Annotated in this window: 9 protein-coding genes and 2 tRNA genes; 6 read left to right on the forward strand and 5 right to left on the reverse strand. The window is 62.1% G+C overall.

Going from position 1 to position 12,413, the window contains the following annotated elements; genetic code table 11:
• Positions 1-519 precede the first annotated feature (519 nt).
• On the forward strand, positions 520-1,695 hold the full coding sequence (locus PX653_RS14560) for a DNA cytosine methyltransferase (RefSeq protein WP_277413495.1): 1,176 nt from the start codon (positions 520-522) through the stop codon (positions 1,693-1,695).
• Between the two features lie 11 nt (positions 1,696-1,706).
• Here PX653_RS14560 and PX653_RS14565 read toward each other — a convergent pair whose 3' ends face one another.
• The 5 genes from PX653_RS14565 to acs form a co-directional block, all read right to left on the reverse strand.
• Positions 1,707-2,171, reverse strand: coding sequence for a very short patch repair endonuclease (locus PX653_RS14565; protein ID WP_277413496.1), 465 nt, complete (start codon positions 2,169-2,171; stop codon positions 1,707-1,709).
• Positions 2,172-2,234: 63 nt separating this feature from the next.
• Positions 2,235-3,137 (reverse strand): Eco29kI family restriction endonuclease, encoded by a 903-nt coding sequence (locus PX653_RS14570; RefSeq protein WP_277413497.1) that lies wholly within the window; start codon positions 3,135-3,137, stop codon positions 2,235-2,237.
• Between the two features lie 627 nt (positions 3,138-3,764).
• Positions 3,765-3,855: transfer RNA gene (locus PX653_RS14575), tRNA-Ser, on the reverse strand.
• A gap of 87 nt (positions 3,856-3,942) precedes the next feature.
• Entirely contained in the window at positions 3,943-5,937 is a 1,995-nt protein-coding gene (locus tag PX653_RS14580; protein WP_277413498.1) for a beta strand repeat-containing protein, read from the reverse strand.
• A 126-nt stretch (positions 5,938-6,063) separates the two neighbouring features.
• Entirely contained in the window at positions 6,064-8,079 is a 2,016-nt protein-coding gene (gene acs / locus PX653_RS14585; RefSeq protein ID WP_277413499.1) for an acetate--CoA ligase, read from the reverse strand.
• A gap of 280 nt (positions 8,080-8,359) precedes the next feature.
• Between acs and PX653_RS14590 the strand changes: the two genes are divergently transcribed.
• The 5 genes from PX653_RS14590 (at position 8,360) to PX653_RS14610 (ending at position 12,234) form a co-directional block, all read left to right on the forward strand.
• Entirely contained in the window at positions 8,360-8,962 is a 603-nt protein-coding gene (locus PX653_RS14590; RefSeq protein WP_277413500.1) for a YqhA family protein, read from the forward strand.
• Positions 8,963-8,990: 28 nt separating this feature from the next.
• Positions 8,991-10,517, forward strand: coding sequence for a fumarate hydratase (locus PX653_RS14595; protein WP_277413501.1), 1,527 nt, complete (start codon positions 8,991-8,993; stop codon positions 10,515-10,517).
• Between the two features lie 8 nt (positions 10,518-10,525).
• Positions 10,526-11,362 carry a glutamate racemase gene (gene murI / locus PX653_RS14600; protein WP_277413502.1) on the forward strand — a complete coding sequence of 279 codons (837 nt, stop codon included), beginning with the start codon at positions 10,526-10,528 and terminating at the stop codon, positions 11,360-11,362.
• A gap of 155 nt (positions 11,363-11,517) precedes the next feature.
• A tRNA-His gene (locus PX653_RS14605) sits at positions 11,518-11,593 on the forward strand.
• 191 nt (positions 11,594-11,784) lie between these two features.
• Positions 11,785-12,234, forward strand: a complete 450-nt coding sequence (locus PX653_RS14610; RefSeq protein WP_277413503.1) for a hypothetical protein — start codon at positions 11,785-11,787, stop codon at positions 12,232-12,234.
• Positions 12,235-12,413 lie beyond the last annotated feature (179 nt).

Raw genomic sequence — 12,413 nt, forward strand, 5'->3', positions numbered from 1 at the left:
CTGGAGATGGTTACACTGGCCTGACGCGTTGGTTGGTTGATATGTCGGGTTGGTGGGAGGCCTCCTTTGGGAGGCCTTTTTTGTAGGTGGCGCGGCGACTCTGCGGTGAAGCCACGTGCAACGCTGGAACGCGTCGCGCGTTGATGTCAGGCGTTCAGAACTTTCTCGCGGGACTTGAGCGGGTGACAGCACGGCCATCGCCGCACCAAAACTGCAAACGGCGTGGATGTAATGAGGACTTCAGTCGCACCGTGTTCAACAAGCTCAACACGTCTCAACGACCAAGCGCGCTTGCATGAACGACATCAACGGGAGGCTGATGCGCCCCAAGGTCAAAGGTGGGGACGGCTCACCTCGTCAATCGATGAGGAATCTTCGCACCGCAAATTCTGTTGCACTGTTCATTTATCCAGTAAAATCCAGCACGGTTTGCTATGCTACAAGGGGCGGCCCGACGACCAGCGCTCCATGACGGTCATCGCCCCAGTTGAACTTTTAGATTTTGTAAGAAGACATTGAATGAACAGTATTGAGCTATTTGCCGGTGCGGGAGGCCTAGCCATGGGCATGGCTAACGCTGGCTTCCACCATTGTGGCCTCGTCGAATGGAATCCGCATGCCTGCCAAACCATTCGTGAGAACCCACAGCGCTATTCCGACGCGCATGGAAAGTGGAAGCTTTACGAAGGCGACGCTCGCGGCCTCGACTATGCGTCCTTTGGCGATGACATCGCAGTTGTGTCCGGAGGCCCCCCGTGCCAGCCTTTCTCCTTGGGCGGAAAGCACGGTGGTAGTCTTGATACGCGTGACATGTTCCCGGAAGCTGTCAGGTCCATCCGTGAGATCAGACCGAAGGCGTTTATCTTCGAGAATGTAAAGGGACTGCTCCGTCAGAACTTTGCAAGTTACCTCGAATACACAATTCTTCAGCTAACCTATCCATTTGTCACTCGGTGTGCAGAGGAAACTTGGGAGAGTCACCTAGCGCGGCTGGAGCGGCATCACACGTCCGTACCTATCCCCGGTGAATTGCGCTATAAAGTCCTCTTTCGACTACTTAATGCCGCCAACTATGGGGTGCCGCAGAAGAGAGAACGTGTGTTCATTGTCGGTTTTCGCGAGGATCTCAATGTCGAGTGGTCCTTTCCCGAGCCTACACACTCCGAGGACGCACTACTGCACAGTATGTGGATCAGCGGCGACTACTGGGAGCGGCACAAGGTACCAAGATCTAAGCGCCCAACTCAATCGACAAAGATGGCAGCTCGTGTTTCTAGGCTTTCAGCCTTGCGCCTGGGCGACGAACTTCTTCCATGGGTTACTGTTCGGGACACAATTAGAGACCTGCCTGATCCGGTTAAGAGCCCGAACAATAAAGTGCTTAATCATGTCTATATTCCCGGAGCACGGAGCTATCCTGGGCACACTGGAAGTCCGCTTGACGAACCTGCCAAAACGTTAAAGGCTGGAGATCACGGGGTACCTGGTGGAGAGAATATGATCGCAATGCCCGACGGTTCTGTCAGGTATTTTACTATCAGGGAAGCTGCAAGGATACAAACATTCCCAGATGACTATGTCTTTCATGGGTCCTGGGGAGAAATCATGCGGCAGCTCGGCAATGCCGTTCCTGTAAAACTTGGTGAGGTCGTCGCCAAACACGTCGCCGCGCACCTTCGAGCCGTTGGAGCTTAAATACCATAACTTCAAGCGCGTTTTTGATGTATTGGGAATCCAATGCTGGTCGGGGAACCGACCGAAGGCTCATCAAGAAACTGCTTTAGGCGGACTAATAGTTCAGAAGGATCCTGTAACTCACACTCCCATACCGTCAGCACGCCCCACCCGAGCGCCTGTAAGGCCTCGACGTTCCTCGCGTCACGCTGCCTATTACGCTCGAGCTTCTCAGTCCAGAACTCGACTCGCGACTTAGGTAGTCTAGCTAGTGAGCAGCCGCGATGGCGATGCCAAAAACACCCGTTTATGAGAATGACTTTACTACGTCCGGGAAAGACCAAGTCGGGCTTTCCCGGCAGCTTACCTACGTGAAGGCGGTACCGGTAGCCTGCAGCATGCAGCATGCGCCGCACACTTAATTCCGGGCTAGTATGCTTCCCTTTAACCCGCGCCATAATCTCACTACGGCGCTGGACGCTAACGCTATCAGCCATGACATGTTTCCTCCAAACTTCCCGCGCCCGAACGTTCTCTATTTCCAGGCTTGTCGAGCCCGCCTAGAATAACGAGCCGCTTGAAACCTCTAGCGTAACGGAAACGTTTTCCGCAGAATGGAAATGATCAGTGTTCAGCTGCCTCATGTCGTGCATGAACTTAGTAAAAATCTCATGTACATCATGGTATGGCTTATGCTCATTGAAATGTGCGCTTAGCTGTGTAATGATCTGGGCCGCAGGCTTCTGATCAGCAGACGTCGAGTCAGCCCATGCGCGACCTGGATGCATCGTATCCCATGGGGACCGTTTGTTTACACGTGTCAGTGAATTATCTCCGTGCTTACCGAGACCAAAACAGATCCTTGTTTCCGAATTCCATACTGGGCGAAACGCATTGATGAGATAGTCCTCAGCAGACTTTTGGAAGCCCGACTGCACGATCAAGAATCTGCAGTCGAAGTCCTCGATTTTCAAGGTCGTCTCCGCTTTGCGGATGCTCTTCGCATGCTCCAATAGACGAGCCGAAAGCTTAACTCCTTGAGTTATCGCATCTTTGGCAGAAGGCCCAGAGGGGTCCGCCTTTCCTACATATATTGGATGATCGGTTCCTGATAACGGTGCATAGTGCTCAAAATCACCCTTGTAATAGATGGCATAAACCCCAGCCCCATAAAACTCAGGAATATCAGAGAGCGGATGCCTCTGCTGAGCCATTAGTGTAAGCGCGACCACGCGCCCTGCTGTGGATGGATCTGTTGGATCGAAGATCGAATCAGGCCTTAGTATTGGATCCAGCTTGGCGGCGGTGGCGTGTAATCGGGCAGTCACCTCTTCGAGCTCTTCGCGCATACGTCTAATCGCCCGCTTATCGTCGCCTGCATCAGCGGCATCAATCATGGCGGTTAGCGATCGCAATTCAGCGATGACGGTCTTTAATTGTGCTGACTTCTGGGTTGGGGTCACTACAAGCTCTCTGGGTCGAAGGCAAGAGATTGAGTGGCTCGATTGTTGCCAAGCCGATCTCGTCGGGTCGATAGCAAGCGAGGCGTTGCTAGAGACTGTAGTCATTTTAACCCACCTACCGTCGAGGCCGGTGCAAGTGGCGTCGCAAACTACAGAATCTCCCCACTCCCCTGTCGACGCGACAGTACTACGAGGTAACAAGCGCCGATTTGGTACACACAGTGGTTGTAACTTCAGCGAGTGCCAGGCTGGTGAGCGGGTATCTTGTAATCCGGACGCAAAGAACTGCACCGGCTCTGCTTAAAACTGCCTCTAGTATCGGATCGAATGCTGTACTCAGCGGCAGTGGCCCGGCAACATCGCTTTGCTGGTTGCGGGGGTTTTAGGGCGCGGGAGCGCGGCGGTTTTGACAAATGGTTGACGAGCGCGCGCCCTTGGCGCGCGGCGCCGTTGAGTGAGCTTTGCCCGCGCGCGGACAAAGCTCACTCAACGACAAATGGGCGATTCGGAGAGCCCCGCGCTGGTAAGCGCGTGTCTTCGAATCCCCCGCGGAGAGCCCGCAGGGGCTCTCCTTCTCTCTGCCAGGAATAAAAAAGGCCACCCGAGGGTGGCCTTTTTTTGTATTCCTGGCGGAGAGAGGGGGATTCGAACCCCCGTTAGGCTATGAACCTAAACACGCTTTCCAGGCGTGCGACTTAAACCACTCATCCATCTCTCCTGCATCTCCCGCATCGCGAGAGGCGCAGATTATAGCAAGGATAGCCGTTGAGTACCAAGTTTTTTTGGCGTAAGACTTCTTGAAGCCTCACACCGCCCGCGCACGGCGCCGTGCCACCAGCGCCAGCACACCGAAACCGCCCAGCAGCAACGCCAGCGCCGATGGCTCCGGCACGGCCTGCACATTGGTATAGACGCCATCGAAGCTGTACGTCACCGCCATGTGATCCACCGTCGTCACGCGCATCAGGTCGGCGAACGTGGCGTTGCCGGCGTAGTCGCCCAGGAAGCGCAGCGTGCCGCCGCCGTCCAGCACCGTCAGCGCGGCGCCTTCGGCCACGCCGGCCAGGCCGTTGAACGTCAGCACCGACGCGCCCAGCACGAACGTGCCGTCGCCCGCCAGCGCCAGGCTGGCGAACGTTTGCGACGGTGCGGCCGCCAGGTCGAGCGTGCCGCCCTTCAGCACCAGCGTGCTGCCGGCGTCGATGCGGTTGGCGCCGACGAGGGACAGCGTGGCCCCTTCCACGACAGTGTCGCCCTGGTACGTGCTCTGGCCCGACAGCGTGACGGCGCCGCTGCGATACACGACGCTGCCAAAACCGCCGATGGCACCGGCGTACGTGAACGCGTTGCCGGCACCGGCATCCACGATCATCGTGCTGGCCGCGTTGCCGCCGCCGTCGATGTCGCCGCTGACGGTGGCGCTGCCGCCACTGATCGTGACCGTATTGGCCGCGCCGCCCAGCGCAATCGCCCGGCCGCCGACGCCATCGATCGCACCGGCGTTCGTAATGAACGTGGCATCGGCGCCGCCCTGGATTGCGGCCGTGCCAGCGCCACCGCCGACAATCCGGCCGCCGGCCCGATTGTCGATGGTGACGGTGTGGCCGCTGGCCGCGCCCACCGCGACGATGGCCGCACCACCCTGCCCCCGGATCAGGCCATGATTGACGATGGTGGCGTTGCCGTACAGGCCTTCGCGCGTGCCCGCCAATGGACCAGTGTCGATGTCGTTGCCGGCCAGCGTGATGCCGCGCCCGACCGCGTTGCCATTGCCGGTGCCGACGAGCCCCTCGATCGTGCCCGTGTTGACGATCCGGCCGCCGCCGGCCGAGATGCCTTCGCTGAAGGCCAGGCCACTGCCCGCTGCGCTGAAGGCGTTCAGCGAGCGGATCGTGCCCGCGTTGGCGATGTCCACCAGCCCGTCCACGTCGACACCGTCGCCGTCGCCCGTCACGCCATTGCCGAGGATTGCGCCTTCGTTGACGATCGTGACGACCTGGCGGCCGTTGAACCCGTCCACATTGATGCCGGAGCCGGCGGTGCCGCGAATGACGCCGCCTGCGCCGTTCGTCACGTGCAGCGTGAAGGCCGTGCCGGTATCGGCCTGCTCCGCCGTGATGCCATGGCGGCCGCCGGAGACCAGTCCCGTGCCGGTGTTGGTGACGCGGATCCCGGAGTTGTCCTGGCCGTCGATGGCATCGCTGCTGGCGCCCGTTGCGGTCAGCGACTGGATCGTGCCCGCATTGGACAGCACACCGTTGGCGCCCGGGCGCACGGCATCGGCTTCGTGCGCCGTCATCACGGCGCCGAAGTAGTTATTGACGGTGTTCGCGCCCGTCATCGACGAGAAATCGACGGCCTGCGCGCCGCCCGCCGAGGCGTTCAGCGACAGCAACGTGCCGCGGTTGTGCAACGTGGCGCTGCCGTTGCCGGCCACCTGGATCACGTCCGCGTCCGCGGTGCGGATCAGGCCCGTGGCGCCGTTGTCGATGACGAGGCCCGTCGTGCCCTTGTAGTCGCGCACCGCGCGGCCCGTACCGGTTTGTTCGATCGTGCCCAGGTTGTGCAGCACGGCGTCGTTGCCCGTGATCGTGACGGCCACCGTGGAGCCAGACGTCGCCAGCGTCGCGCCAGCCGCCACGGTGCCGCGCTGGCCGGCACCGGCCCCCAGCGTCTGCGCGGTGGACGACGTGCCGGAGATCGTGAACGGTGCGGCGCCGGCATTGGTGGCAAGTGCCAGGACGGCAGTGGCGATCGACGTGCGGATCAGGGTGCGGGACGGGGCTGGAACGGACGGCATGCGGTGGCTCCTCATATTGTGGTTGTGGGGCCTACGTTATATGACAGCCGGATGACGGGGCGATGACAGCGCGAGCCAGAAAGCAAAAAGCCACCCGAGGGTGGCTTCGTGCCGGAGCGGACGCGCTTACGCGCTTTCCTTCAGCTGCTCCAGGATGGCCGGGTTCTCCAGGGTCGAGACGTCCTGCGTGATGTTCTCGCCCTTGGCCAGCACGCGCAGCAGGCGGCGCATGATCTTGCCCGAGCGAGTCTTCGGCAGGTTGTCGCCGAAGCGGATTTCCTTAGGCTTGGCGATCGGACCGATCTCCTTGCCGACCCAGTTGCGCAGTTCCGTCGCCAGCTTCCTCGCATCCTCGCCGGTCGGGCGGGCCTGCTTCAGCACGACGAATGCGCAGATCGATTCGCCCGTCGTGTCGTCCGGCTTGCCGACCACCGCCGCTTCCGCCACCAGCGGATTGGCCACCAGCGCCGACTCGATCTCCATCGTGCCCATGCGGTGGCCCGAGACGTTCAGCACGTCGTCGATGCGGCCCGTGATCGTGAAGTAGCCCGTGTCCTTGTTGCGGATCGCGCCGTCGCCCGCCAGGTAGTACTTGCCGCCCAGTTCATCGGGGAAGTAGCTGGTGCGGAAGCGTTCCGGATTGTTCCAGATGGTGCGGATCATCGACGGCCATGGACGTTTCACCACGAGGATGCCGCCCTGGCCGTTCGGCACGTCCGCACCGGATTCGTCGACGATGGCCGCCATGATGCCCGGCAGCGGCAGCGTGCAGGAACCCGGCACCATCGGCGTCGCGCCCGGCAGCGGCGTGATCATGTGGCCGCCCGTCTCGGTCTGCCAGAAGGTGTCGACGATCGGGCACTTCTCCTGGCCGACATTGCGGTAGTACCACATCCACGCTTCCGGGTTGATCGGTTCGCCCACGGTACCCAGGAGGCGCAGCGACGACAGGTCGAAGTTCTTCGGATGGACCTTCTCGTCCACGTCGGAAGCCTTGATCAGCGAACGGATCGCCGTCGGCGCCGTGTAGAAGATCGAGACCTTGTGCTTGGCGATGTTTTCCCAGAAGCGGCCCGCGTGCGGGAACGTGGGAACGCCCTCGAAGATCAGCTGCGTGGCGCCCACCGCCGTCGGCCCGTAGGCGATGTACGTGTGGCCGGTGACCCAGCCGATATCGGCCGTGCACCAGTAGACGTCGTCGGGCTTGATGTCGAAGGTCCACTTCATCGTCAGCGCGGCCCACAGCAGGTAGCCGCCGGTGGAGTGCTGCACGCCCTTCGGCGTGCCGGTCGAGCCGGACGTGTACAGGATGAACAGCGGGTGTTCCGCATCGACCCACTCCGGCTCGCACTCGGCGCTCTGGCCATCGACGAGGTCGGACAGCCAGACGTCGCGGCCTTGCGCGAAGGCGACGTTGCCGCCGGTGCGCCGGTAGACGACGACGTTCCTGATGGTGTCGCAGCCACCCATGCCCAGCGCCTCGTCGACGATGGCTTTCAACGGCAGCTGCTTGCCGCCGCGCAGTTGCTCGTCGGCCGTGATGACGGCCACGGCGCCCGCGTCGATGATGCGCTCCTGCAGGCTCTTGGCCGAGAAGCCGCCGAACACGACGGAGTGCGTGGCGCCGATGCGCGCGCAGGCCTGCATGGCCACCACGCCTTCCACCGACATCGACATGTAGATGACGACCCGGTCGCCCTTCTTGATGCCGAGCGACTTCAGGCCGTTGGCGAACTTGCCGACCTTTTCGTGCAGCTCTTTATAGGTGACGCGCGTGACGGCACCATCGTCGGCCTCGAACACGATCGCGGTCTTGTCGGCGTTGCCATTGGCGAGGTTGCGGTCCAGGCAGTTGTACGACGCATTGAGCTTGCCGTCGTCGAACCACTTGTAGAACGGCGCTTCGGTTTCGTTCAGCGTGCGGGTGAAGGGCGTCTGCCATTCGATGTGCTCGCGCGCCTGGCGCGCCCAGAAGCCTTCGTAGTCGCGCGCGGCCTCGTCGCACAGGGCCTGGTAGGCCTCCATGCCGGCCACGCTGGCCTGGGCCGTGAACGGTGCCGGCGGCGCGAACACGCGCGACTCGGCCGGGCCCTGTTGTTCGGTACCTTGCTTGGTGTCCTGGGTTGCAGCGGTAGCGGTCATGCTTGTCTCCATCGTAGTATTGGTTTGCCAAGACAGTAAGGGGCCGCGCTTACAGCGTCCTTACAGCCGGGTGCCCGCCCCGGACGGCAAAGGGCAATCCTGTCATTCTACTCACAATCCAGGCGGGCGCCCGGCGCCATCCCCCACCCAGCCCGGCAGGCCGCCGCGCCAGGTGTTGCAACGGGCGGCGGAAGTGCCGACGGCCCGCTGCGGCAGCGATGGGACCGGTGTAGAATGTCGGGTGTTTTTGTCCGCATCATTCAAGAGGAGACGCAACACGATGACCGACCCGAAGCAGCCGCACCGCCTCAGGCCCCTGCCCGCCTTCATCTTCATGTCGCGCTGGCTGCAGCTGCCGCTGTACCTTGGCCTGATCCTGGCGCAATGCGTCTACGTGTTCCATTTCTGGGTCGAGCTGAAGGACCTGATCGGCGCCGCGCTGGGCAACGAGGCCGCGCTGCAGCACATCTTCCAGGCCGTCGCCGTGCCGAACGCCCCCGTGCCGACCAAGTTGAACGAAACGACGATCATGCTGGTGGTGCTGGGCCTGATCGACGTCGTCATGATCTCGAACCTGTTGATCATGGTGATCGTCGGCGGCTACGAGACGTTCGTGTCGCGCATGAACCTGGAGAGCCACCCGGACCAGCCGGAATGGCTGTCGCACGTGAATGCCTCCGTGCTGAAGACCAAGCTGGCCACCGCGATCATCGGCATCTCGTCGATCCACCTGCTGAAGACCTTCATCAACGCCCAGTCGTACACCGAGAAGGTACTGATCGCGCAGACCTGCATCCATATCGCATTCCTGCTGTCCGCCATCGCGATCGCCTATACCGACCGGTTGATGTCGACCACGCACAACGCATCCAAGCAACACTAATCCAGCCAATCGCTAGTGAGTTTTTAACATGACCATCATCCAGCAAGACGACCTGATCGAATCCGTGGCGGCAGCGCTGCAGTACATCAGCTACTACCACCCGGCCGACTACATCCAGCACCTGGCCCGCGCCTACGAGGCGGAACAGAGCCCGGCCGCCAAGGATGCGATCGCGCAGATCCTGACCAACTCGCGCATGTGCGCGGAAGGCAAGCGCCCGATCTGCCAGGACACCGGCATGGTCAACGTCTTCCTGAAGATCGGCATGGGCGTGCGCTTCGAAGGCTTCAAGGGCACCGTGACGGACGCCGTCAACGAAGGCGTGCGCCGCGCGTACAACTTCGCCGACAACAAGCTGCGCGCGTCGATCGTCGCGGACCCGCACTTCGAGCGCAAGAACACCAAGGACAACACGCCGGCCGTCGTGCACATGGAGCTCGTCGAAGGCAATACCGTCGAAGTGGCTGTCGCAGCCAAGGGCGGCGGCTCCGAGAACAAGACCAAGTTCGTCATGCTGAACCCGTCCGACTCGCTGGTGGACTGGGTCCTGAAGACCGTGCCGCTGATGGGCGCCGGCTGGTGCCCGCCGGGCATGCTGGGCATCGGCATCGGCGGCAGCGCCGAGAAGGCCATGCTGCTGGCCAAGGAGTCGCTGATGGAAGACATCGACATGTATGAGCTCAAGCAGCGCGGCCCCCGGAACAAGCTGGAAGAACTGCGCATCGAACTGTGCGACAAGATCAACGCGCTGGGCATCGGTGCGCAAGGCCTGGGCGGCCTGACGACGGTGCTGGACGTGAAGATCAACATGTACCCGACCCACGCGGCCTCGAAGCCGGTCGCGATGATCCCGAACTGCGCCGCCACGCGCCACGCGCACTTCGTGCTGGACGGCTCCGGCCCGGCCTACATCGAGCCGCCGAAGCTGTCCGACTGGCCAAGCGTCAGCTGGGCGCCGGATACGGAAAAATCCAAGCGCGTCGACCTGAACACGCTGACGAAGGAAGAAGTCGCAGCGTGGACGCCGGGCCAGACCCTGCTCCTGAACGGCAAGATGCTGACGGGCCGCGACGCCGCGCACAAGCGCATCCAGGACATGCTGGCCAAGGGCGAGCCGCTGCCGGTGGACTTCACCAACCGCGTCATCTACTACGTCGGCCCGGTCGATCCGGTGGGCGACGAAGTGGTGGGTCCGGCCGGTCCGACGACGGCCACGCGCATGGACAAGTTCACCGACATGATGCTCGAAAAAACGGGCCTGATCTCGATGGTGGGCAAGGCCGAGCGCGGCCCGACCGCGATCGAATCGATCCAGAAGCACAAGTCGGCCTACCTGATGGCCGTCGGCGGCGCCGCCTACCTGGTGTCGAAGGCGATCAAGCACGCCAAGGTCGTCGGCTTCGAGGACCTGGGCATGGAAGCGATCTATGAGTTCGACGTCGTCGACATGCCGGTCACGGTGGCCGTCGATTCGACCGGTACGTCGGTGCACCAGACGGGCCCGAAGGAATGGTCCGTCAAGATCGAGTCGCTGAAGAACGCCGTTCCAGCCTGAGGCCAGCCATGACCGAGCCCGTCGCCAACGCCCCCTTCGACGCACCGATCGGCATCTTCGATTCCGGCGTCGGCGGGCTGTCGGTCCTGCGCCATATCCACGCGCAGCTGCCGCACGAGCACCTGCTGTACTTTGCCGATTCCGGCTATGCGCCGTACGGCGGCCGCAGCGAGGAATGGCTCATCGAGCGCTCGCTGGCCGTGGCCGGCTTCCTGTTCGGCCAGGGCGCCAAGGCCCTGGTCGTGGCCTGCAACACGGCGACGGTAGCGGCCATCAAGGCCGTCCGCGCGCAGTGGCCGGGCATGCCGATCGTCGGCGTCGAACCGGGCCTGAAGCCCGGCGCGGCTGCCACGCAGTCCGGCAAGGTGGGCGTACTGGCGACGGACCGTACGCTGCGCGGCGACAAGTTCCTGCAGCTACGCGACCAGGTTGCCGCCGCCACGGGCACCGAGTTCCTGCTGCAGCCCTGCGTGGGCCTGGTCGACCAGATCGAGCTGGGCGAGCTGGGCTCCGCGGCGACGTCCGCCATGCTGGAGAAGTATGTCGTGCCGCTGCTGGAACAAGGTGCCGACACGCTGGTGCTGGGCTGCACGCACTACCCGTTCGTCGAGGATGTCATTCGCCAGATCGTCGCCGCGCACGCCGGCGGGCCTGTCACGCTGGTGGACACGGGCGACGCTGTCGCACGCCAACTGGCCCGCCTGCTGGAAGGCGCGGGCCTGCTGCGCCCCGCTGGCGTGGCGCACCTGCGTGGCTACACGACGGCCGACGCCGCTGTCCTGGCCGCCGCCTTCCAGGGGCTGCTGGGCCTCGCACCGCAAGTCGAAGCGGTGCAAGTTGCCTGAAAATCGGTGACTGTCACCGTTTTTCTGTCCTCGAAAAGGTGACTGTCACCGGTTTTGAAGAAACTTCCTTTTTAGATTTGCCAGAAGCAAATCGGCTATGTATAATGCGGCCTCTGTCATGCAGAAGGTTGCAGAAACAGTGAAGTAGTTCAGTGGTGGCTGTAGCTCAGTTGGTAGAGTCCAGGATTGTGATTCCTGTTGTCGTGGGTTCGAGCCCCATCAGCCACCCCACCGAATTCGATGAAGAGCCCCGTGTCCGCACGGGGCTTTTTGTTTTGGGACAGCGAACCGTGCCGGCCCGTCGCATCTTTGCCATGAGGTTGCGACATGTCCACAGCAGCGAAATTAAACCGACGATAGTTTCCACTAGGAACTAATTTAGCGCTAAAATAAGCCATCGCTCTTTGCAAACGACCCCCATCATGGCAGAAGATAATCCAGTCAAGGAACTCAGCACCTACAGCAAGGACACCCCGGTCGGCCACCCGAGCTTCGGCGGGCGCGCCGGCGTGTTCGTCCCTACCGAAGCGTTCGACCTGGGCGCTTCGACCACGATCCGCAAGGGCGCCGGCATCGTCGGCTTCGGCAATCCGGACGGCTCGCTGACCGTCTATTTCGAAGCCAACCGGTTCGACGAGACCAGCTTGCACAAGTGGGAAAACAAGATCCGCAAGGCGTACGACCGCCTGATCGCGCTGGCCCCGACCGTGTCGAAGGCGAAGATGGATGCGCGCTCACTTGAGCTGATCGGCTATATCGACGGCGTCGGCATCACGCTGCGCCACCCCGAACGGCTGACGCATTGGCTGACGATCTCCAACGCGCTGGACACGGCGCCCGAAACGGCCGTCATCACGTTCGGCCGCAAGTAACGGCGGCAACCGGGTCCCGCAACCCAGCAGGGCTGCGCAGATCGATATGGCCGGGCCGTGCGCACGGCCTGTTCTTTTCATCGGACGAAAAAAAGCGCAGGCCAGGAAGCCTGCGCATGGCAGCGAGCGTTATTCCTACAATCGCTCGGACCTTTTGCCGATGACCGCGCCTTAAGGGT

Source organism: Pseudoduganella chitinolytica (assembly GCF_029028125.1).
Taxonomy (GTDB): Bacteria; Pseudomonadota; Gammaproteobacteria; order Burkholderiales; family Burkholderiaceae_D; genus Rugamonas; species Rugamonas chitinolytica.